This is a genomic window from Lacticaseibacillus kribbianus, from assembly GCF_020180945.1.
Taxonomy (GTDB): Bacteria; Bacillota; Bacilli; order Lactobacillales; family Lactobacillaceae; genus Lacticaseibacillus; species Lacticaseibacillus kribbianus.
This window is the reverse complement of record NZ_JAIPUL010000001.1, coordinates 841505-864614: the sequence shown is the minus strand read 5'-3', so window position 1 is coordinate 864614 and position 23110 is coordinate 841505. Positions and strand designations below refer to the sequence as shown.

General features: G+C 64.4%; 15 protein-coding genes and 1 other RNA gene. 3 read left to right on the top strand and 13 right to left on the bottom strand.

Annotated elements, in window-relative coordinates; translation table 11 throughout:
- The first annotated feature begins 558 nt into the window (after positions 1-558).
- The gene (locus LE416_RS04080; RefSeq protein ID WP_225047211.1) at positions 559-1794 is read left to right on the top strand and encodes a glycosyltransferase family 2 protein; all 1236 of its coding nucleotides are present in this window, start codon (positions 559-561) and stop codon (positions 1792-1794) included.
- A gap of 42 nt (positions 1795-1836) precedes the next feature.
- Here LE416_RS04080 and LE416_RS04075 read toward each other — a convergent pair whose 3' ends face one another.
- The 4 genes from LE416_RS04075 to LE416_RS04060 all read right to left on the bottom strand — a co-directional run bounded on the left by LE416_RS04075 (position 1837) and on the right by LE416_RS04060 (position 5167).
- On the bottom strand, positions 1837-2970 hold the full coding sequence (locus LE416_RS04075) for a THUMP domain-containing class I SAM-dependent RNA methyltransferase (protein ID WP_225047210.1): 1134 nt from the start codon (positions 2968-2970) through the stop codon (positions 1837-1839).
- Between the two features lie 744 nt (positions 2971-3714).
- An RNA gene (rnpB, locus tag LE416_RS04070) (RNase P RNA component class B) lies at positions 3715-4073 on the bottom strand.
- Positions 4074-4092: 19 nt separating this feature from the next.
- Positions 4093-4482 (bottom strand): cell division regulator GpsB, encoded by a 390-nt coding sequence (gene gpsB / locus LE416_RS04065; protein WP_225047209.1) that lies wholly within the window; start codon positions 4480-4482, stop codon positions 4093-4095.
- A 106-nt stretch (positions 4483-4588) separates the two neighbouring features.
- Positions 4589-5167 carry an SLOG family protein gene (locus LE416_RS04060; protein WP_225047208.1) on the bottom strand — a complete coding sequence of 193 codons (579 nt, stop codon included), beginning with the start codon at positions 5165-5167 and terminating at the stop codon, positions 4589-4591.
- Positions 5168-5234: 67 nt separating this feature from the next.
- Here LE416_RS04060 and recU point away from each other — a divergent pair, with 67 nt between their 5' ends.
- Entirely contained in the window at positions 5235-5852 is a 618-nt protein-coding gene (gene recU / locus LE416_RS04055) for a Holliday junction resolvase RecU (protein ID WP_225047207.1), read from the top strand.
- Positions 5845-8133: a transglycosylase domain-containing protein gene (locus LE416_RS04050; RefSeq protein ID WP_225047206.1), complete on the top strand. Its 2289-nt coding sequence runs from the start codon at positions 5845-5847 to the stop codon at positions 8131-8133. The genes recU and LE416_RS04050 overlap by 8 nt, the downstream gene beginning before the upstream one ends.
- Positions 8134-8189: 56 nt before the next feature.
- On the opposite strand, the gene LE416_RS04045 is transcribed toward LE416_RS04050, so the two are convergent.
- Genes LE416_RS04045 through LE416_RS04005 form a run of 9 tightly spaced genes read right to left on the bottom strand, consistent with a single transcriptional unit; the run spans position 8190 to position 23046 of the window.
- Positions 8190-8651 carry a deoxycytidylate deaminase gene (locus LE416_RS04045; RefSeq protein ID WP_225047205.1) on the bottom strand — a complete coding sequence of 154 codons (462 nt, stop codon included), beginning with the start codon at positions 8649-8651 and terminating at the stop codon, positions 8190-8192.
- On the bottom strand, positions 8648-9307 hold the full coding sequence (locus tag LE416_RS04040) for an endonuclease III domain-containing protein (protein ID WP_225047204.1): 660 nt from the start codon (positions 9305-9307) through the stop codon (positions 8648-8650). The genes LE416_RS04045 and LE416_RS04040 overlap by 4 nt, the downstream gene beginning before the upstream one ends.
- A 17-nt stretch (positions 9308-9324) precedes the next feature.
- On the bottom strand, positions 9325-9936 hold the full coding sequence (locus LE416_RS04035) for a DnaD domain-containing protein (RefSeq protein ID WP_225047203.1): 612 nt from the start codon (positions 9934-9936) through the stop codon (positions 9325-9327).
- Positions 9937-9989: 53 nt separating this feature from the next.
- Positions 9990-11288: an asparagine--tRNA ligase gene (gene asnS / locus LE416_RS04030; protein ID WP_225047202.1), complete on the bottom strand. Its 1299-nt coding sequence runs from the start codon at positions 11286-11288 to the stop codon at positions 9990-9992.
- Positions 11289-11328: 40 nt separating this feature from the next.
- The gene (locus LE416_RS04025) at positions 11329-12513 is read right to left on the bottom strand and encodes a pyridoxal phosphate-dependent aminotransferase (RefSeq protein ID WP_225047201.1); all 1185 of its coding nucleotides are present in this window, start codon (positions 12511-12513) and stop codon (positions 11329-11331) included.
- 55 nt (positions 12514-12568) lie between these two features.
- A complete protein-coding gene (locus tag LE416_RS04020) occupies positions 12569-13027 on the bottom strand; it encodes a cell wall elongation regulator TseB-like domain-containing protein (protein WP_225047200.1) in 459 nt (152 codons plus the stop codon).
- A 10-nt stretch (positions 13028-13037) separates the two neighbouring features.
- Positions 13038-15851, bottom strand: a complete 2814-nt coding sequence (locus tag LE416_RS04015) for a helicase C-terminal domain-containing protein (protein ID WP_225047199.1) — start codon at positions 15849-15851, stop codon at positions 13038-13040.
- 33 nt (positions 15852-15884) lie between these two features.
- On the bottom strand, positions 15885-19559 hold the full coding sequence (gene addA / locus LE416_RS04010; RefSeq protein WP_225047198.1) for a helicase-exonuclease AddAB subunit AddA: 3675 nt from the start codon (positions 19557-19559) through the stop codon (positions 15885-15887).
- Positions 19543-23046, bottom strand: coding sequence for a PD-(D/E)XK nuclease family protein (locus LE416_RS04005; protein WP_225047197.1), 3504 nt, complete (start codon positions 23044-23046; stop codon positions 19543-19545). Before LE416_RS04005 ends, addA begins: the two co-directional genes overlap by 17 nt.
- Positions 23047-23110 lie beyond the last annotated feature (64 nt).

The following is a 23110-nucleotide window of genomic DNA, read 5'->3' as shown; positions in this document are numbered from 1 at the left end:
AACCGATTACATCTCCAGTATACAAAAGCGGCGGCCAAAATACAGCCCCCCTCGCCTCGGCGAGGGGAATCTTAACATTTGGGCGCGCGGTGGCGGGCGAAGGCCGGATGAGGACGGGGACTCAAGCGCGCTAATCTCGCACCCGCTTCAGTGGCGCCACAAGGGGTCAAAACGCTTGCCTGCCGGGACTCACCTCATATAATTAGCCTAGGCTATTTTATAATCGCATGACGGAATACATGACTGTCGGGCGGCGATAGCGCGGTATCCGAGGTTTATCAGCCAATTGGTTGCCCGCGCACGTTTGAATCATTTATCATTAAAATAAGGTTGGCCTTAAAACTTAGAAAGGATGATTACAGGATGACAACGTTAGCTCATCTAGTCAACACTGTTGGGACCACGGCGCTGACGGGGGCCGCGTTTTTACCCCGAACTGGTACGAGCGCATTCAAGCTGCTTGGCTATCTCGGGATTTTTCTCATCGCGCTGATTGTGGGCTTCACACTTTACACGAAGTGGCGCCGAACGCGTAGCCGCCGCTAAAGGAGGGACGCCATGCTGGAAACCGTGAACACGATTGTCATTGTCATGAGCGCCTTCGGCTTGATCCGCATCTTCATTTCATACTGGACCGCCAATGTGTACGACCTCAGGGCAATCAACCGGACCCGCGGCACCCCGCCACCGACGCCTGGAATCACCGTGGTGGTGCCGGCCTACAACGAGGAGGTCGCCATCGCCACGACTCTGGCGTCGGTAGTGGCAAGCGATTACCCCAACATGAAGATCATCGTGGTGGATGACGGCTCAAGCGACCGCACCTCCGAGGTGGTGACGGCCTTCATGCAAGACCATCCCGATGCGCCGGTCGAGCTGGTGCGACAGGCCAACGGTGGCAAGTCCGTGGCAATCAACCGCGCCTTGTTCAAGCACGTCCAAACCGAGCTGATGATGGTTCTGGATGCCGATTCCCTGCTGGCGACGGACGCGGTGCGCAACATGGTCGCCTGGTTCGCCGATCCACGCACTCTGGCCATGGCGATGCAAGTGAAAATGCTGCGACTGCGCTCGGCGTTGGGCCTCTGCCAGCGGTTCGAATTCCTGAGTGCCTACCGGGGCAAGTGTGCAGAGCACGTTCTGAGAACCCTTTACATCATCGGGGGCATCGGGTCGACCTTCCGGGTGGCCGAACTGCGGGCAATCGGCGGCTACGACACCGACACCCCGACTGAGGATATCGACCTGACGATGAAGTTGCTTTCGGTGTACGGCAACACCAAGCACACCATTGGTTACGCCCATGACGCCGTGGCCTACACCCAGCCCGTCACCAAGTTCACCAGCCTGGTGAAGCAGCGCTTTCGCTGGAAGTACGGGCGGTTCGTGGCCTTCATGAAGTACCGCCACCTTTTTTTCTCGCGCAACGCCAAGCACGCCAGGTTTCTGACGTTTGGCCAGCTGCCCATGGCCGTTTTCCAGGAGCTGTTCATGCTGATTGAACCCTTCGTCTACCTGTACCTAGTGGGCGTCGTGCTGGTGTTTGGCGATTGGCTTCTCCTGTTTGCCATGGTTGGCTACGTCGTGGCGGTGATCGGCCTGTCCGTCACCACCTCGGGCGAGCCACCAGCCGAACAATTGCGGCTGATGCTGACGGCGCCCTTGAACTTCGCCTTGGCCTTTACGCTGACCATTGTCGAGTACGTCTCGCTGATCAAGGCCATGGTGAAGGCCAAAGACATCATTAACTACCAGAACAACCACGCAAGCTGGGACCACGTCGAACGCCTGTAACACCACAAAGCCCTACCTCTGACGCTCAGAGGTAGGGCTTTTCTAATGCTTTGACGACCGTTTCGCCCAGTACTGGAAGTAGTCGGTGCGCAGGCTGCCGTTGTACAGCTTGCGGCGCTTAGTCGCCTTGTTGCCGTACGCCTTTTCGAAGCCGAGGTCCGCGGTCAGGATGTACTTGCTCCAGCCATCCAGGCGGCGGTACGCGTCGCCCATCTCGGCGTAGAGACGGCGGGCCGCCTCGAGCTCGCCCATGCGCTTGCCGTAAGGCGGGTTGCTCACGATGACGCCGCGCGGCTTGTCGGTCTTGAAGTCCTTGACCGCCAGCTGCTTGAACACCACGCGGTGGCCGAGCCCGGCCTCGTGGGCGTTGAGGCGTGCGATTTCGATCATCTCCTGGTTGATGTCGTAGCCGGTGATGTCAAGCTCGCGGTCCATGTCGGCGGCGGCCAGCGCGGCCGCCTTGACACTCGCCAGGGCATTTTGGTCGAAAAAGGCGAAGTCCTCAAAGGCAAAACGGCGGTGCAGGCCGGGCGCGAGGTTCAGCCCGATCAGCGCGGCCTCGATGGCGATGGTCCCGGACCCGCAGGTGGGATCGACGAACGGCAGCTCCGGGCGCCAGTTGGTGAGCATCACTAGGGCGGCCGCGAAGTTTTCCTTCAGCGGGGCCTCACCCTTGGCCACGCGGTAGCCGCGCTTGAACAGCGACGGACCGGTGGTGTCGATGGTCAACGTCGCGACGTCCTTGAGAATGGAGACCTCCAGTGGGTACAGGTGGCCAGTTTCTGGCAGACGACCCCGGCGGTGGTACACCGTCGCGAGCTTGTTGACGATTGCCTTTTTGGTGATCGCCTGCACATCCGGCTCGGAGTGCAGCGTCGAGCGCACGCTGCGGCCCGCCACCGGGAACTCGGCGTCAAGCGGCAGGTACTGGTCCCAAGGCAGGGCCTTCACCCCTTCGAACAACTCGTCGAAGGTGGTCGCCTTGAACTGGCCGACGATGATCTTGACGCGGTCGGCGGTGCGCAGCCACACGTTGGCCTGCGCGATGGTGCGGTCGTCGCCTTCGAAAAACACCTTGCCGTTGTCGGTGGTGGTCGCAAGCCCCAGGTCCTGCAGCTCGCGCGCGGTCAGGCTCTCAAGCCCCGCCGCCATTGTTGCCATCAGTTTGTGTTGCATAATTGGCTCCTTTGTATTTGCTGAATTCATTGTACCCGTTCTGTCGAGCGGCGACCAGCCTAGAATCTGCGCAGCGCCGGCCGAACGCCGAAGATCAAAGCGGCGCAAGCGCCGCAGTTGCAGCCGCGCACCGATCACTTCCAGTACTGGGCCAAGTGGCACCGGCCGACCGGCTAAGTGCGCCTTGCTTCGCTCTGGGTCTTCGTCGAGCTACGCAAGGCAACGCCGGTTCGTCTAGCTAAGCCCGTCACTTGGGCCAAGGTGCGGCCCAAGTGACAGGCTTACGCTAGCCGACCGGCTAAGTGCGCCTTGCTTCGCTCTGGGTCTTCGTCGAGCTACGCAAGGCAACGCCGGTTCGTCTAGCTAAGCCCGTCACTTGGGCCAAGGTGCGGCCCAAGTGACAGGCTTACGCTAGCCGACCGGCTAAGTGCGCCTTGCTTCGCTCTGGGTCTTCGTCGAGCTACGAAGCGCAACGGCAATTCGTCTAGCTAAGGCCGAACACTGGGCCAAAGTACGGCCCAGCGTCCACCCTTACGCTAGCCGATTGCCTAAGTACGCGCTTCTTCGCTCTGGGTCTTCGTCGAGCTACGAAGCGCAACGGCAATTCGTCTAGCTAAGGCCGAACACTGGGCCAAAGTACGGCCCAGCGTCCACCCTTACGCTAGCCGATTGCCTAAGTGCGCGCTTCTTCGCTCTGGGTCAAAAAAACAGCCCGGGAAACCCGGACTGTGCCTGCTTGCAGACCCCTATAAGCCATGTTTTGTTCCAGCGCGCTGTCAGGCCAGCGCGCCTTCAGTAATCATCTATCTCAGCTTTCGCTGGAAGGCCGTCGGTTCAATTCCCATGGCCTACCGCCCCTACCAAAGTTTGGGTTACTCGCTCGCGGGGTTTACCCGTTCCAATCCGCTTGTTTCCAAGTGGCATCGTCTCTGTGGCACTTTCAGGTGCGCGTGCATGGCCGAAGCTTTAGCACTGAACACCGCCGTTACCGGTTACCCGGTACCCAGGCTTATTGGGCCTGGCACGAACACTACAAGCATCGCAGCTTGTGCGGGCATGGACTTTCCTCACCGGGCATGCACCCGGCGCGATTACTCGTGATCTGCAAAGGGTTGACGGAAATTAGTAACGATCGATCCCGCTCCCATCCGTCGGCTTGATGCCACCGTCCGCGAGCTTGTTGCCGAAGACGTGGCGCTCAAGGTTGGACAGGCGCTTCAGGATGTCGTAGTTGGTCACGGTCGCGTTCGGCTGCTGCGGCGTGGCCGCGGCGACCTTGGACGACACGTTCAGCTGCTTGGTCAGCTCGTCGACGCGGCTGCGCAGCCGCGCGTTGTCGCCGTCCAGGCGGTCGACCTCGGCCTGGTACGCCTCGTAGTCCTTGATAATCTGGTCGAGGAACTCATCGACCTCGGCGGCATCATAGCCGCGCATTTTGGTCTTAAAGCTCTTCTCCAGAATGGCCTGGGGCGCAAGCTGAACGTTGAACGTTGCCTCGTTGTTGTTATCCATAACCGAACACCTCGTTGATTCCTTAACACAGGATGAGTTAATCATACCATACCGACCGGACTTTGAAAACGGCAAAATGCGTCAGATGGGCATCGGCGAACTTTTTTCACGAATCGAACTCGTCGTGTTCGGCCGCTTGGGCCTCGCCGTACGCGCGGGCCTCCTCCTCGAGGTCCGGCATCGTGATCAGCGTGAGCGGGTACGCTCGCCGCCGGGCCTCGGCCTGCGCAGCGCGGTACGCGAACGCGGGCTTGCCATCGAAATCGGGATCGAACACCAGAAGCGCCGCGTCGGTGTGCTGGGACATGAAGCGCGTGTAACCCGATAGCTGCTGGGGCGACTGGTACGGCGCCTTGGACACGCTGACAGAAAAATCCACCGCGCCGGCCAGCGCCGCAAGCGCCGCCTGGTTCTCCGGTTTCCACTGGTGGCCGAAGTCCTCGAAGGGCAGCATCACCGCCACCTTGAGCTCGGGGTAGTCCTTTTTCAGGGCAACGGCGACCTGGGCGCCCCACTGCTCCACGCCCTGCTCGCCGCCGGTGATCACCCACTCCAGGCCGTCGTCCAGGGCGGTTATCAGCCGATTTTTTAACGCAAGCTTAATCACCGTGATCTTGGGGTCGGAATCGCCGTACGCGTTCAGCTCCCAGGACCGGTAACCCGTCAACCACAGGCGTGTTCCCATCTTGTCTCTCCTATTCGATTAGGCCTAATTCCAACATCTTGTTATAATGTGACTAGGAGTTGATCTTATGCCCATTCACTACCCTAATGGTAAGCCATACCAGAGCCCAGCGCAAACCGCGGCACCGGCCCCCGTCAGCTACGGCGGGCGCGGCATGACGCTTGAAGACGAGCTGAACCAAAGTAACCAGTACTACCGCGACACTAAGCGCGCGGTGGTGTACAAGAAGCCCACCCCGATGCAGATCGTGAAGGTGGACTACCCGAGCCGGGCGCAGGCCGTCGTGCGCGAGGCCTACTTCAAGACCCCGTCGACCACCGACTACAACGGCGTCTACCAGGGGCACTACCTGGACTTTGACGCCAAGGAAACCAAGAACAAGCAGAGCTTCCCGCTCAAAAACTTCCACCCCCACCAGGTCGCGCACCTCAACGCGTGCCTGGCGCAGGGCGGCATCTGCTTCGTCGTGATTCGCTTCGTGACGCTGCATCGCCTGTTTTTGTACCCGGCCAGCGACCTGAACCGCTGCTGGGAGGCGGCCCTGGCCGACGGGCGCAAGTCGATTCCCCTGACTGAGATTGTCGAACACGGCTTTGAGCTGCACCCGAAGCTCGCGCCGCCGGTGCCCTACCTCGATGGGGTCGACTGGCTAATTGCAACCAAGAAAGGACAGACACATGGCTAATCAAGCGCCATCCAGAATGGCAAAACGGCGACAGGCGAACAAGCGGCCGCGGCCCAAGACTAAGCCGCGCGGCTCGCGCCTGCTGCGCTTCTTCAAGTTCCTAGCGCTGGCCTTCGTGGTCGTTTTGGTTGCCGGCATCGGGCTGTTCGCCTACTACGCCAAGGACGCCCCGGCGATCACCAAGACCGAGCTGATGAACGGCGGCGGCTCGACGCTGTACGCGAGCAACGGCCAGGCGCTGACCCACCTGGGCGTCGAGAATCGCATCTACGCGACGGCCGATAAGATTCCCCAGACCCTCAAGGACGCGGTCGTGTCGATCGAGGACCGGCGCTTCTATAAGGAGAAATTCGGCGTCGACCCGATTCGCATCGCCGGAGCCGCCTTCGCCAACCTCAAGGCCAAGGTGACCGGCAACAGCGCCGGGCTTCAGGGCGGTTCCACCCTGACCCAGCAGGTGGTCAAGCTCTCCGTTTTCTCCACTAAGGTCTCCGATCAGACCTTGCGGCGCAAGGCCCAGGAGGCGTGGTTGGCGGTCAAGGTCGAGCAGAGCTACTCCAAGGAGCAGATCCTTGAGTTCTACATCAATAAGGTCTACATGAACTACGGCCAGCGCGGCATGGCCACCGGCGCGCAGTTCTACTACGGCAAGGACCTGGGCCAGCTGGACCTGGCGCAGACCGCGTTCATCGCCGGGCTCGGCCAGTCGCCGTCCGGCTACGACCCCTACGTCTACCCGGAGCGCGCCAAGACCCGGCGTGACGCCGTGATCGACGCGATGCTGCGCGACAGCAAGATCACCCAGGCCCAGGCCGCCACGGCCAAGGCCGAGGCGATCACCACCGGACTGAAGAAGAAGGGCCAGATCACCAACTCCGCTACGGTCGACAAGGTGATCGACGCCTACCTGACCCAGGTGGTCAAGCAGGTCAAGGCCAAGCTGCACGTCGATCCTTACGCCGAGAACCTGAAGATCTACACCAACCTCGACTACAACGTCCAAAAGCGCCTGTACGACATCGTCAACACTGACCAGTACGTCGCCTTCCCGGACAGCAAGGTCCAGACGGCCGTCACCCTCACCGACCCGCGCGACGGGGCGGTGATCGCCCAGATCGGCGGGCGCAAAACCGGCAACGTCCGGCTGGCTTACAACCGCGCAACCCAAAACGACCGCAGCAACGGCTCGACGATGAAGCCCTTGATGGATTACGCGCCGGCCATCGAGTACCTCAACTACTCGACGGCCACCACCCAAACCGATGCGCCCTACTTCTACCCGGGCACCGACACCCCGCTTTACGACATCGATCGTAAGTACATGGGCACGATGACGATTCGCAAGGGGCTGGAGCTGTCACGCAACATCGTGGCAATCAAGACCCTGGCCGACGTCGGGCTGACCAAGTCGCTGAGCTTCCTCAAGGGGCTGGGCATCACCCTCCCCAAGAACCAGCAGGTCTACCCGAGCGGCATCGGCGCCTCCGTCACCACCGAGCAGGAGGCGGCTGCGTACGGGGTCTTGGCCAACGGCGGCACCTACTACAAGCCGAGCTACGTCAAGAAGGTGGTCACCCCCGAGGGCGACCAGGTGACCTTCGACAACGCCGGCACCCGCGCGATGAAGTCCAGCACCGCCTACATGGTCACCGACATGCTCAAGGGCGTCATCACCCGCGGCACCGGGATGGCGGCGCAGATCTCCGGGCTTTACCAGGCCGGCAAAACCGGCACGACGGACTACTCGGACCAGGAGCTTGAGGCCAACGCCGCCTTGCACGGCACCGCCAAGGACTCCTGGATGACCGGCTACACCCGCTACCGCGTCGCCTCGGTGTGGATGGGCTACGACAAGGCCAACACCGCCGGCGTCAGCGTCGCGATGCAGGTCCTGCCCAAGCAGATCTACAAGGCGCTGATGACCTACGCCTCAAGCAGTCTGCCGAACAAGGACTGGACCAAGCCGACCAGCGTGATTGCGCGCACGGTCTCGGGCAATCGCGAACTGTACGTGCGCGGCTTCGCCCCGACCACCCCGACGGTCACCGAGTCCTCAAGCTCCGTCGTGTCGAGCAGCAGCAGCACCTCCTCCAGCACCACAAGTTCTTCCAGCAGCGCAAGCACCAGCAGCAGTAGCAGCAGCGCGTCGTCTGCCACCAGCTCTTCCGAACCGGCCGCCAGCTCCTCCGAGCCTGCAGTCAGCTCGAGCAGCGAGTCGCTGCCGAGTGCTGAAACGCCGGAGACGCCGGACACCGAGTCGTCCGGGCACCAGCAGGAATAGACCTAAAGACGCCAATGGCCCCGCAATCCGAAGATTGCAGGGCCATTTTGGTGCCGCTAGTCTGCGGCCAGCTGCACCACGGCGACGTGGTGCGCGGCCAAAAGCTCCAGCGCGTACGGGTCGTTGCGATACGCCCGCGCGTAGTACACCGCGGTGATGCCGGCCTGGATCAACGCCTTGGTGCAGTTCAGGCACGGGAAAAAGGTCACGTACACGGTCGCGCCCTTGGTCGAGACCCCGTTTTCCGCGCACTGGAGAATCGCGTTCATCTCCGCGTGCAGCGTGCGGATGCAGTGGCCGTCGCGCATCAGGTGCCCGGCGGTGTCGCAGTGCGGGTCGCCGGCGATGCTGCCGTTGTAGCCCGTGGCGATGATGCGGTGGTCGACCACCAGGATCGCCCCGACCGTCGCGCGCTCGCAAGTGGAGCGCTCCGCGACGTTTTCGGCCAGCTTCATGAAGTAGCGGTCCCAAGACTCGCGGTGGGTGTGCCGCGTGGAGCGAACAATCTGATCGGTCATGCCTTTTTACCTCCAAGTTTCTTCGGTGGGTTGTAATCACTGGCGAAGGCCTGCCACGCGGGGCCCGGCGGCAGCTTTGGGTTGCGCGCCGTCAGCCACTCGCGCCCCAGGCGAATCAGGGCGCGGTGCAGGTTGATCCAGGTGCCGGGCGGCATCAGACCCTCCAGCCGGCGCTGAATCGCCGCCGGGGTCGCATCGGGCGGCGCGATGCCAAACCCGCGGATGATGCGCGAGACGTGGGTATCGACGGCCACGCCGGGAATGTTGAAGGCATCGGTGCGCACCACCGTCGCGGTTTTTTGGCCAACGCCCGGCAGCGCGACTAGCTCCTTTTGCGCCTCCGGAACCCGGCCGCCGTGGCGTGCGACCAGCGCCTGGCTGAGTGCCACGAGGTATCGGGCCTTGTTGTGGTAGAGTCCGAGCCGGTCGATGTAGGCCTCAATTTCTAGCGGGGTGGCCTGCGCCATCGCCGCCGCATCGGGGTAGTCCGCAAACAGGTGCGGCGTCACGGCGTTGACCGCCACGTCGGTGGTCTGCGCCGACAGCAGCACCGCAACGAGAATCTCGAACGGATTGTGGGCGGTCAGGGTCGGCGGCACGCCCGGATACAGGTCGAGCACAAGGTGCAAAAGCGTTACGGCACGGTCATCCTCCATCGTCGTCCCCCTCCTTTCTAAAGGCCTAGATGGCGGGCCTTGTCCGCCTGCACGTCGGCCGGGGTGGTGAAGTGGCGCCGCTCCCAGTCGAGCAGGATCCGGTCCATGTAGCGCAGCGAGTACACGCGGTTCAGTACCGCCTCGCGCAGCGCCAGCTGGATCATCTCCGGGGCGTAGTGGTCGACGGCCAGCCAGTCGGCGATGGTCTGCTGCTCGATCGGCGACAGCGGCCGGCCGAACTCGACTTCAATCTGGCTGAACACTGCCCTGCCCGTCTTGTCGGCCTGGGCCACCGCTTGGGCGTCCACCGGCGCCAGCACCTGATCCAAAAGCGGTGTGACGTCGTACTGGTCGACCGTTTTACCGTCGCGGTCCGTCGTCTTCACCAGGCGAATCGCGTGCTTGTCCGTCAGGCTCTGGATGACGCCGAAAATCTCCTGGGGCCGCAGCTTCGCTGACTGTCCCACCGCCGCCAGATCCGGCGTGTCTTGGTGCTGCTGGGCCCACTGGGTCAACAGCAGGTACACGACGAACTCGCGGTGCGTCAGGTCGGTCTGGGCAAAACGGGCCAAAAGCGCGTTGGACACGCTGGTGGTGCCCGCCTGCAAGTAATCGTTCAACGTCGCCATGATAACTCCCTTCGTGGTGCAAAAAGAGACTGATCGCCCAGTCTCTCGTGTGATTACGGCTTGATGCGGTTGAGCATCCGTGGGAACGGAATGGTCTCGCGCAGGTGATCAAGGTGGCAGATCCAGGTGATGGCGCGCTCAAGCCCCAGTCCGAACCCGGCGTGCGGCACACTGCCGTACTTGCGCAGGTCGAGGTACCACTCGTACTCGGCCAGATCCAACCCCTTGGCCTCGATGGCGGCCTTGAGCTTGTCGTAGTCGACCTCACGCTCGGAGCCGCCGATGATTTCGCCGTAGCCTTCCGGTGCCAGCAGGTCGGCGCAGACGTAGGTGTCGTCGCGGCCTTCCTCCGGCAGCATGTAGAACGGCTTGATGGCCTTCGGGTAGTTCAGGACGAACACCGGCTGCTCGAACTGATCGGACAGGTAGGTCTCCTCCGGGGAGCCGAAGTCGTCGCCCCACTTGACGTCAAAGTCCGCCTTTTGCAGCATCTCAATCGCCTTATCGTAGCGGATGCGCGGGTAAGGCAGCTTGGTGTACTTCTTGAGCACGTCGATGTCGCGGTCCAAGAGCTTCAGGTCGTAGGCGCAGTGGTCGATCACGTTTTGCACAAGAAAGGCGATGTAGCGCTCCTGGACCTGGAGGCTTTCCTCTTGGTGGGTGAAGGCCATCTCGGGCTCGATCATCCAGAACTCGGTCAGGTGGCGACGCGTCTTGCTCTTTTCGGCGCGGAACACAGGGCCGAAGGTGAAGACCTTGCCGTACGCCATCGCGCCGGCCTCGGCGTAAAGTTGGCCGGACTGGCTGAGGAAGGCCGGACGATCGAAGTATTCGGTTTCGAACAGCTCGGTGGTCCCCTCCGGCGCAGATCCCGTGAGGATCGGCGCGTCCATCTTGATGAAGCCCTCCTGATTGAAGAACTCGTAGGTGGCGCGGATCATCTCGTTGCGGATTTGCTGGATCGCAAACTGGCGCTTGGAGCGCAGCCACAGGTGCCGGTGGTCGAGCAGGAACTCGATGCCGTGCTCCTTGGGCGTGATCGGGTAGTCATCGGCCGTGCCCAGCACTTCGATGTCGTGGACCTCGATCTCGTAGCCGAAGTGGCTGCGCGTGTCCTCGTGGATCTCGCCGGTCAGCCACATGGAGGTCTCCTGGCGCAAGTCCTTGGCCGCCTGGAAGACTTCCTCGCTGACCTTGTTTTTCAGCACCACGCCCTGGAAAAAGGCGGAGCCGTCGCGCAGCTGCAGGAACGCGATCTTGCCGCTGGAGCGCTTGTCGGTCAACCAGACGCCAATGCGCACTTCCTCGTTGACGTGGTCTTTTGCATCGATGATGCGGATCTGTTCTGTCATAGTATCCCCCTGTATCGTGAAAATGAATCTGTCCCGGTGCTCAGTTCTGTGCGACGAAGGCCTGAATGCGGCCCAGCGCCTCAACGAGCACGGGCTTGGCCGCCGCGTAGCTCAGTCGCGCGTGGTCTGGCATGCCGAACGCCCGGCCCGGCACCATCGCCACGCCGGTTTCGGCCAGCAGCGCGGCGATGAAGTCGTCGACCGTCTTGTGGTGCGTCAGCACCGCGGCCCGCCGCACGTTCGGGAACAGGTAAAACGCCCCCTGCGGCTTCTCCGGCAGCTCGAAGCCCGGCACCTGCTGCACCAGCGGGTACACGGTGTTCAGCCGGTCCTCGAAGGCCTGGCGCATTGACTCGACGGTCGCATCGACCGCCGGGTTGCCGAACGCCTCAATGGCGGCGTACTGAGCGACCGCCGTCGGATTGCCGGTTGCGTGACCTAGCAGCGTGCTCATCGCGCCGATCAGCTTGGCCGGCCCGGCGGCGTACCCGATACGCCAGCCCGTCATCGCGTAGGACTTCGAGGCGCCCGAGATCAGCACCGTGTTCTGGGTAATCTGCGGGTCGATCTCGATGATCGAGTGGTAGGTCGTCCCGTTGAACAAAAGGTCGCGGTAAATGTCATCGGCCACCACCAGGATGTCGTGGCGCAGCGCCCAGTTGCCGATCAAGGTCAGCTCGGCCTTGGTGTACACCACGCCGGTCGGGTTGCTCGGCGAGTTGATGATCACCGCCCGGGTCTTTGCCGTGCGGTTGGCCTCGAGGTCGTCGACGGTGACCTTGAAGTGCGCGAGACTTTGCACCGGTCGCGGCACCCCGCCGGCCAGGCGCACCTGTTCGACGTAAGACACCCAGCCGGGAATCGGAATCAGGACCTCGTCGCCGGGGTCCAGCAGCACCTGAAACAGGCTGTAAAGGGCCATCTTGGCGCCGGTGGTCACCACCAGCTGCTTGGGCTCGTACGTCACACCGGTCTGGGCGTGGATATGGGCCGCGATGGCGGCTTTCAGGGCCGGCAGACCGGCCGCGGGCGTGTAAAAACTGGCGGCGCCGGATTCAATCGCCGCGACCGCCGCCTGGTTGATCACGGCCGGGGTCGTGAAGTCCGGCTGGCCGATCGACAGGTCAAACACGGTTTCCCCGCGGGCCTTCATCGCCTTGGCCGCGGCCGAGACGGCCAGCGTCGCGCTGGGAGCCACGCTGCGAATTCGTTGGGCTAGGTGCAAATTGGTCACTCCAATCGGTGTCTTGGATCACCCCGGGGATGGCCCCGGGGTGGTCCTAAAGGTTGCTGATCGCCGCCAGCTGGTCTCCGGAGGCGAAGTCGTAAGTCACATACCCAAGTTTACCAGACTTTGTGCGATAGCCAACATCCCAGACAAATTTCTTTGCTCGGCGGCTGAGGCCAATGCTCGTGATGCGCTTGGGCGCAAAGCTTGCGGTGGTTTGGGCAATCACCTGCTGGCGGGTGATGCCGGCCGACTGGCCCACCACGTGGACCTTGCCAGTTTTCTGGCGGATCACCACGTACACCCGCTTCTTGCTGGCGGTGGTGCCGGCGACGGTGAGGTAGCTCTCGCGCTGTGTATCCCAGTAGAACTGGGACACGGTGGTGACGCCGGCCTTCGCCTTGGCGATGGCGGTCGCCTGCGTGCGCACCGAGCGCAGCGGCGACACGCTCTTGGTCCACACGAAGACCACGGCGGCCAAAAGCGCGAGCCCGGCGATGAGGCGAATCATTCGAAACAATCTACGACGTGATGCTGGACGCATGGGCGTCCTCCTTTCTGGTGGCTTGAGGAACTGGCTGGTCGAGCCAGCGGGCGGTTTCCGCCACCACATCCGGCAGCGAAAGCGCCAGCGGCTTGAGGTTGGGCAGGCTCTTGGCGAGCTTGCGGCCGTAACTGGTGGTGGTCAGGCGCGGATCCAGCACCACGAACACTCCCCGGTCGTGCTCGGTGCGAATCAGGCGCCCGAAGCTCTGGCGAAACCGCAGCGTGGCGCGCGGCAGCGCGTCCGCCTTGAAGGCGTCTTGTCCCGCCTGCCGCAGCGCGACGTAGCGCGCCTTGGTGACCGGCGCGTCCGGGGCATCGAACGGCAGTCGGGTCAGAATCACGAGCTCCAGCTGCTTGTCGGGGTAATCGATGCCCTCAAAGAAGCTGGCCGCACCCAAAAGCAGGCTGTTGTGCCCGAGGGCGAAGCGCTTAGCGATTTTCTCCGCCGAGCCCGTCACCCCCTGGGCCAAGATCTCCTTGTGCTGGGCCAGCGGCATGGCGGCCAGCCGGCGGTACACGGCCGCAATCACGCCAAGCGACGTGAACAGCGCGATGGTCTGGTGCTCCCCCGCCGCAAGCGCGGCGATGGCCGAAGCCAGGTAGTCCGCGTAGTCAGCGGGCGCAAGGCTTTGGGCGTTGGGCGCGTCGGCCACGGTGAAGGCCGCGGCCTGGCGCTTGTAGCGAAACGGACTGCGCAACCGCAGGCACTGGTCTTCAAGAAGCGCGGTGTAACCCAGCTGACCGGCCAGAAAGTCGAAGCTGCGGTCGACGGTCAAAGTCGCCCCCACGAACGTCGGCGCGGTGAAGCGCGAGAGCACCTCCTGAAGCGGCGTTGCGACGCTGAAGCGGTCCCAGGTCAGGGCCAGCCCCGCGGCGCCGGCGCCGGTTTCAAGCGTCACGCAGGTCACCCCGTCTTGGGCCTGGGCCAGAACCGCCGGCGTCAGGGCGGCGACCTCTTGGCTCGTCGCGTCCAAGGCGGCGGTCAGCCCTGCAAGCGCCTGGAAGACGGCGGCGTCGGAGGGTAAAAAGCGCGCGGGTTGGGCGGTGTACGTGCCGTGAAGCGCGGTGCAGGCCGCCACCAGGCCGGCCAGCCCGGTCGCCAGGCGCCGCTGCGGCTCGGCGAGCGTTTCCTGAAGCCACGCCACCTGCTCGGGCATCAGCATCTTGGTCACGGCCCCAACCGGCGGCTGGCGGAAGAAGTGGCCGTAAAGTGCCGTCTGCAGCGCGATAATCTGCGCCTGCAAGGCATCAATCTGCTGCTGCATCGTCGCAAGCTGGTAGCGGTGCACCGCGCTTGCGGCGAAGGCGTGCTGCAGGTCGCGCGCGTCGTGGCGCTCCAGCAATGCCCGCAGGTGGTTGAGGCGCACGCGCAGCGCCGGCAGCGCGAGGCGATGCGAGAAGGCCGCCGCGGTGTTGTCCGCAAAGTGCTGGGCCTCGTCGACCACCAGAAAGGGCTTGGCGTCGCCCGCAAGTGCGGCGAAGTGGCGCGACAGGTACGCGTGGTTGGTCACAACGACGAACGCCGTTTCGACCGCGGTCTGCTGGCGGTGGTAAAAATCGGCGGCCGCGTACGGCCCCCCCACCGCACGGCCGGCGGCAGTGTGGCGCACCCTGGCAAACAGCGGTGCCTTGTAGGTCGTCAGGTGCAGCTCGTCCAAGTCGCCCGAGGTCGTCTGCGTCAGCCAGACAACCAGCCGCATCTCCAGTAGCCGCGACAGGCGGTCATCGACGGTGACCAGGGCGTCCGCGAGCTTCTGCAGGTCCAGGTAGTGGCGCGGGCTCTTGAGCGACACCGCCGGTAGCTCGCGGCCGGTCATCGCCGCCACCTGGGGCATCGCCGCCATCAGCTGGGCCTGCAGCACCGTGGTCGAGGTCGCGACCACCAGCTTGTGCGCCGCGTCCGCGACATAGGCGTAAGGCAGCAGGTAGCCGAGCGTTTTGCCCAGCCCCGTGCCCGCCTCGATCATCAGCGGTCGCTGGGTGCCGGTGGCGTTCTCGTGAATCGCGTCCATCATCCGCGCCTGGCCGCGGCGAAAACGCAGCTTGGGGCGCAGCAGGCGCCGCTTCGCCGCGTCCCCCGCCGGGTAGGTCGGGGACGCGCCCAGCGGCTCAAGCGGCGCTTGGGCGGTCCGGATCACGAAGCGGCCGCACTGGCGCTGACCCGGGCCCAGTGGCGTGTCCGGCGCCACCTGGGCGGCCAGCCACGGGCCGGTCTGGCGAATCAGGCTGCCGGCAAGCGTCGCGAGCAGCTGCTGGGTGCTGCCCGGCAGCGCCCGCAGGCGGTCGCGCAGCTGCCAGAGGAGCTTGGCGGTCGACACCGCGTCGGAGTCGGCGCGGTGCGGGTTGTCGTGGCGGATGCCCAGCGCGTGGGTCAGGTCGCTGAGGCGAAAGCTCGGTGCGGTGGGCAGGAGAATCTGCGCCAGCTGCACCGTGTCAATGGCAGGCCCGATCAAAGGCCTCGACCCGACCCGGGCGAGCTCCGCGCTCAGGAACGGGTAGTCGAAGTTAACGTTGTGCGCCACGATCACGCGGTCGGCCACCAGGTTCTCGATCATGTACGCGACGTCCTCGAAGTAAGGCGCCGCCACGAGGTCTTCCGGGTGGATCCCGGTCAGCGCCTGAATTGCCTCCGGCACCGGCCGGTCGGGGTTGACCAGCTGCGACACCGTTTGCGTGATTTGGCCGTTCTCCATGATGGCGCAGCCGAACTGAATGATGCGGTCGCCCTCGTCGACGCTGGTGCCCGTCGTCTCCAGGTCGATGACGGCGTATGTGGCTGGAAAAGTCATGCACTCACCAATTTTCTCAAGTCTTGCTCCATTCTACTCTGGTTGCGCCGCCAGGTCGACCACCGCCCCGGTCGCAAGCGCCACCAGGTATTGGTGGCGCACCGTTTGGCCGGTGGCCGCCTCAAGCGCGGCCGCGTACATCGCCAGCTGTCCGCGGTAGCGCTCAACGAGCGGGCCTAGGTCGGCCGTCACGTGGTCGGTCTTGTAGTCGAACAGCGTGATGCCGGCCTCCGTTGTGAAGTAGCCGTCGATGATCCCGTGGACCAGGATGTCGGCAGTTTCGTTTTGCATGTCGGCAAACAGCGACTTGGCCGGCCGCAGCAGCGAGAACGCGGCCTCGCGGTGCAGCGTCTGGCGGTTCGCGACGATGGCCGCGCCCAGCGGCGTGGTGAAAAAGGTCACCAAGTTGGCCACGGCGATCTGGGCCGCCACCGCTGCGTCCAGACTGCCATCCTCAATCAACCGCTCGATCAAAGCGGTCAGGTGCGCCGCGTCTAGCGGCTGCGCGAGGTCCACCAGCTGCAGCACCAGGTGCGTCGCCGTCCCGATTGCCGTCGCGCTGGCGGCCTGAGTGGCCGTCAAAAAGCGCGGGCTGGCGAAGTCGCTGACGAAGCGGTTGCCATCGGTCTGCGCCGCGGCGGCGAGCAGCTCCTGCTGCGTCGGATCGGCGTAGGCCTGCTTGATCTCGGACACGGTCTGAAAGCCGGTGGTGCGCGTCGCCAGCGCGTGCGGGTACGTAAAGGCCAGCCAGTCGTCGATCGGCGAGTCCGCTTCGGCCGCCGGAGCGGCGGAAGACGCCGTGTGTGTTGCGGTCACCGGCGCCTCAACGCGGTCGATGAAGGTGACGCTGATCGGCGTGGCGAATGGCGCCAAAAGCGGGCTGTCGTGGTCGGCCACGGCCGCGGTGCGCGCGATGGCCATGCCCAGCCAGTCCAGGTACGTGCGGGCGGCCGCTCGCCGCCCGGCCGGCAGCAGTAGGGTATCGCATTCTTGGTCGCGGGCCCACTTGGCCTCAAGCTTGGCCTGATCCGGCGTCGAGCCGATGATCACCAGCCGCTGCTCCGCGCGGGTCAGTGCGACGTAAAGCAGGCGCATCTCCTCGGCGGTAAGCTGCGCGTCCTTGGCGACCTTGGCGGCCTCGTACTGCGGCAGCGGGTAGCTGACGCGCGTCACCGGGTCGACCCAGTTGACCCCGACGCCGTGGGCGGTGGCGATGACCGGTCGGCGCAGGTCTTGATCGTTCATACGCTTGCCGGTGTTGAGCAGGAACACCACCGGAAACTGGAGCCCCTTGCTGGCGTGGATGGTCATCAGCCGCACGGCGTCGACGTCCGGCTCAAGCGTCACCGGGGTCGCCAGGTCCTTGGCCTTTTTTTGCATCAGCTCGATGAAGTGAATGAAAGCGAACAGGCCCTTGAAACCGCCCTGCTCGTAGCTTGCCGCGCGGCCGGCCAGCGCCTGCAGGTTCGCCTGACGCTGCGAGCCGCCGGGCAGCCCGCCGACGAAGTCCAGGTAGCCGGTGCGGTCGTACAGGTGCCAGACCAGGTCGACCAGCGCGTGCTCCCGGGCAAAATCGCGAAACTCGGTCAGGTTCGCCAAAAACGCCGTGACCTTGGTGCGCGTGGCCTGCGCCTGCGCCGTGCCACCGGTCTGCTTGGCAAAGCGGGTGAGCGCCTCGTCGAAGGTCGCCCGCGGCGCAGCCAGCCGGATCAGCGCCAGCGCGTCGGCCGACAGCCCGACGATCGGCGAGCGCAGCACGGCGACAAGCGCGATTTCCTGGAGCGGATTGTCGATGATGCGAAGCAACGACAGCATCACCATCAGCTCGGTGGTCTTGAAGTACTTCTTGGCGTTGCCGACCACAATCGGCACGTTGGCGGCCGCAAACTCGCTTTGCAGGATCACATTTTGCTTGCTCGCGCGGGTCAACAGCGTGATGTCTTGATAGCGGATGCGGCGCGTGGTGTGCAGGTCCGAGTCGTACAGGGTGTAGGTGGGGTCTTGCACCATCTTTTGGATGTGGGCAATCACCATCCGGACCTCCGCCTGGTCGCGATCCAGGGCCGCCTGGGTGTCGCCTTCTTCATCCGAGTCCTCCTCTGATTCACCGCTTTGCGTGACGTGAATCAGGAACTCGGTGGTCGGGGCGAAGGCGCGGTACTTGTCACCGTCGCCCAGCACCAGCTGCGCGGGCTTGTCGTAATCCAGCTCCCCCACCTGCCGGTCCATGATCTGGCTGAACACCAGGTTGGTGAACGACAGCACGTTTTGGCTGGAGCGGAAGTTCTTCGTCAGGTCGATGCGGCGGCCCGGCACCTGGGCCGGGTCGGCGTCTGGGCCGGCGAAGCGGCGGTACTTGGTCAAAAACAGCGTGGGATCGGCCAGCCGGAAGCCGTAGATGCTCTGCTTGACGTCGCCGACCATGAAGCGGTTGCCCGGATTCTTGCGGCTGACGGCCTTGAGCAGCGCCTCTTGAAGCTGGTTGATGTCCTGGTACTCGTCGACCAGAACGGCGTCGAACTGGTCCTGATAGGCCGCGGCGACGGACTCGCCGGTCGCCGGGTCGACCGTCGTCAGGATTCGCAGCGCGGCCTGGGCGATGTCGGTGAAGCCCATCACCTGCCGGCGCGCCTTTTCGGCGGCCAGCGCCGCGGCGTACCGCGCCGCGACTCGGCTGAGCTGCTGCATCATGGCGTGGGCCGCGGGTTGAACCGCCGCCAGGTCTTCCGGCGTAATGGCAAGCTGAGCAATCAGTTTATCAACCCGCTTTTTCACTACTTCGCGGTCGCCTTTCACCGCCTCCTTGATGGCCTTGAGGTCGTCGTCCAGCTTGCGCACCGTGGGCCAACGCGGCCAAGAGATGCCGGCAACGGCGGCCTGCGCCGCGGCGTAGGTCGTCGGGTCTTCGGCAATCGCGTTGGTGACCGCATCGAGCGTGTCGGCAAGGTTGCCGGCAAACACCGCGAGCTCCCCACCCGGCAGGTCGACCCGCTGACGCAGCGCCTCAAGGTCGCTAGCGGCAGCGACCAGCTGGTCCTTGATTGCAGGCCACAGCCAGGTCGTGACGGCGCGGTCGGTGCCCTCCGGCGTGTAGCCTTCGGGAAAAGCAGCCAGCCAGGCCGCCGGATCCGGGGTGGTCGCCGCAAAGTCGGTCAGCTCAAAGACGATGTCTTGAAGCTCGGTGCCGGTGGGCTTGGTCGCAAAGTTGTCCGCAAGTGCGGCGAACGCCGCCGCGTCTGGACCGTCGTAAAGCTCTTCGACCAGTTTCGCCCACACGTCGGTCTGAATCATCAGGGCCTCGGTGTCGTCGGTCAGCTGCCGGAATCCCGGGGCCAGGTTGATCACGTAGTAGTACTGGTGCACCACCTGCAGCGAAAAGGCGTCGAGCGTCATGATGGACGCGGCGTTCATCTTGGCGACCTGGTTGGCGACGTGCCGCCGCGTCGCCTCATCAAGCGGGGCGGCACCCGGCTTGGGCTCTGCGGTCAGCTCGGCCTTGAGCGCCTTTTGAATTTTCAGCTTCATCTCCGCCGTGGCGGCGTTGGTGAAGGTCACAATCAGCATCCGCGTCACATCGGCGCCGGCCTCGACGTCTTCAACAATGCGGCGCACCAACACGGCCGTTTTGCCCGAGCCGGCGCTGGCCGACACCAAAAGGTCGGAGCCGTGCAACCGAATCGCGTTGAGTTGATCAGTCGTGAATCCCATCGTTGTCCTCCTTTGCAAGCAGCGCCAAGACCTCCGGCAGGCTGAGCCGGGTGACGTGGCGGTACTGATCGAAGCCCGTCGCCGGGTCGAACAGCATGATCGCCTGGTAATCGCTGTTGGTGATCACCGTGCTTTCCTGGTCGAACTGAATCGGGGCCAGGTCGATCGCACCGGTCAGAATCTTGGCCGCCGCCTCTTGAATCATGCGGCGGTTGTGCGCGACGAAGGCGGCCAGGTCCCCCGGCGTCAGCAGCTTCTTGAAGCTGCGGTCGATGGCGCCCTTGGCGGTGACCCCAATCGGCACCGCCGTGGACTTGCCGCCGTGGGCGAGGTCCGAATCAAGCGCCACGGCCAGCTTCACGGCGGCCTCCGGCTCCTCCGGGACCACCAGCAGCCCGGACATGCGGTGCTCCTTGGCCGTCGCCTGTTCCGGGTTCTGGCGCGCCGCGTACTTCAGCCGCGGCCGCTTGAACATCATGTACACGCCGCCCGCGGCAAGCGCTGGGCTGGTCGTGCCGGTCGCGTACGCGTCGATGTAGGTCAGAAGCTGCAGCGACACGCCGTAGTACGCCTTTTGCGGATCGAAGTCGTGACTTGACGACTTGTAGTCGACCACCAGAAAGTAGTCCTGACCGTCGACTTGCACCCGGTCGAGGCGGTCGATTTTTCCCCGCACGCTGATGCTACCGCCGCCCGCCACCGGCAGGATCAAGGGCGGCAGGCTGCCCTCGTGGTTATCCAAAGCGCCGAAGGCAAGCTCCGTGGCGCGCGGACGAAACGCGGCGTGTGACAGCTGACCGGAGACGGCGGCAAGCACCGCCGCAAGCATCGCGGCGATGCGTCCCTGCACCGCCTGCATCGCGTGCGAGCTGAGAAGAATCTGGTACTGCGGCATGGTCGCCACGTCCTCTGCCAGCCGTGCCGCCACGGCCGCCTGCAGGGACTCAGCCGTCTGAGCCTGAAGCTGCTCAAGCGGCCACTGGGCCACCAGCGTCGCGGCGACGTCGTGGTACAGCGTGCCGAGGTCGGCCGGTGTCAGTTCGAACTCCGGGCGCGTGTTCAGCCGCAGCCCGTACGCCAGGAAGTACTCGTAGGGGTTTTTGTAAAACGACTCGAGGCGCGACACCGACAGCTTGAGGTTCTCGCCGTAGAGCTTGCGCGCAAGGCTTGGGTCGAGCTTGCCCACCGCGTTTTTGTAGTCGATGCTGGCCGCAAGCCTTGCGGTCAGCCCGGCAAGCTTGGGGTCCTTTCGCAGCGCGGCGTACACCCCCTGCCAGGCGGTCGCCACCGGCCGGTTCTGGTCCCGGGAGAGCCTTGCGACGGTGATGAAGTCCGACAGCAGGCTGCGGGCGGTGCCGGCCACCAGGCGCGGCGGCGTCTGCGGTGTCACCGTCGACCAGAGCTCAAGCGTCAGCCCGAGCCGCTCGCGCATCGCCGTCAGGTACGGCGACGCCTGGTTTTGGTCCTCGGCATATGTCGGGTAGCTGACGGTCAGCGTCGTTGCGCCGGCCATCATGCCCAGGTAGTTGACGAACGGGTCGCCCAGGGTCGTGTCGGCGCCGGTCTGCGGCAGGTACGCCCCGTCCGGCAGCCGCTCTTGCAGCACGCTGCGGTCGGCGGCCGTGAGCACCCCGGCATCCGTCGGGGTGTCCGGCATCACACCGCTGGTCGCGCCGATCACGAAGACGTGCGCGAACTTCGCCTGCCGGGCCAGCGCGGTTTCGGACACCACCACCTGATCCAGGGTGGCAGGAATCTGGGTGAAGGTCGCCCCGGCGATGCCGGCGGTCATCAGGGCGATGAACTGGTCGCGATCAAAGGCAGTGTCGCCAAGAATCGTCACGTAGTCGTCCAGAAGCGACACGAAGGTGGCCCAGGCCTGCTCACCGGCGGTCGAGGCGGCAATGTCCCCCGCCGCGATGGCGGCGGCGCGCCAGGCCTCAAGCTGCTTTTGCACGCCGGACTCGACCAGCCAGGTGTACAGGGTCGCCGCGGCCTCACGCCCCGACTCGCTTTGGTCGAGTTGGGCAAACAGCGGCGCAACCCGCGCGGCGATCAGGTCCTTGATCAGGTTAATCTGGGCCGACTTCTCCGGGTCATTGTCCGTGCGGTCCGAATCGCTGTAGCGCTGAAAATACTGCCACGGCGCCTTTTGCAGCCACAGACTGCCGGCGATGCCGGTGCGCAGCAGGTGATTGTCGCAGACGTCAAGCGCCGCGCGAAACGCCGCCACCTTGGTGCCTTCAGGCAGCAAAAGCTCCGTGCGCAGCAGCCGCATCACGTCCTGGTACTGGAAGTGGTGCTGCCACACGGCAAACAGGCTGTCGATGAGGGCCATCAGCGGGTGATCCTGCATGGGGTGCTCGACATCGACGAACACCGGCACGCCAAGGCTGTTAAACACCGGGGCGATCAGGTCCTTGTAGGGATCCAGGTGGCGTGCCATCACCAGGAAGTCCTGGTAGCGGGCGCCTTGGTGCACCAGCTGGTTAATGCGGATGGCGACTTGACGCAGCTCGACGTAAGGCGAGCTGGCCACGGCGAGGGTCACGCCGGCCGGCGCGGTCACGTCCTTTGGCTTCGGCAGCGGGTCAAGGTGGGTGTCGGCAACCCAAAAATCGGCCACCGCGGCCATGCCGGCCGACAGCGCACGCTTTGGCGCCTGACGATCCACGTGCACCTGAATGTGCGCGTCCTTGGCCGCGGCCACCAGCGCTACGTACAGCCGCGCCGCCGGCAGGAACAGGCAAGGCGGTGCCGGCACCGCAGTGACGCCGCGGTCGAGCACCAGCGCGACCGTCACCTCTTTTGCGTGCTGCATCAGGGTCACCACGAGGTTGCGCTCGGTGGCCGACAGCTCGTTAAAGTGCTCGAGGTAAAAATAGGTGTGCGCCAGGTCGAGCCCGGCCAGCTTGCTGGCCAAAGCCGTCACCAGGCTCGCGTTGGTCACGTACGGCCCGATTGCGGCGGTGTACGCGTCGAGCAGCACGGCGAGGTCGGCGAACTTGCGCCCCTGACGACTGGTCGCCGGCAGGTCCTGCACCACCTGCCGCAGGTCGTCGGCGCTGACCCGGCCCTGGGTCAGCTCGGCGAGCTGCTTGGCCAGCTGGGCGATGAAGCCCGGCTTGTTGGCCTCGCCGGGGTAGACCCGCAGCTCGTCTTGGTGTTCGGCCAAAAGTCGCGCGACCAGCATGGTGTTGCTCGGGCCATCCAGGCGCGGCTGCTGGTACACCGGATCGTTTTTCAGGAAGTACCAGGCCAGCCGGCTCGGGGAGAAGGTCTGAACGGCGAACTCGGCGAACGTCTCGACCGCCGCCTCGCCGCGCAGGCCCTGAAGCAGCCCGACTTCGGCCTCGAACTTGACGTGGTTGGGCACCAGGTAGAAGATCCTCGCGTCCTTGTCGTGCTTTCGCGTCGCGGCCATCGCGTCGATAATCGCGCGGTGATGATCGGCGGCCGCCGTGCCCAAGATGAACTGAAGTCCCATCGCAACTCTCTCCTTTTGCGTCTCCGATTCGACAATGCCTTAAGTTTACCATACGTGCCTAGTT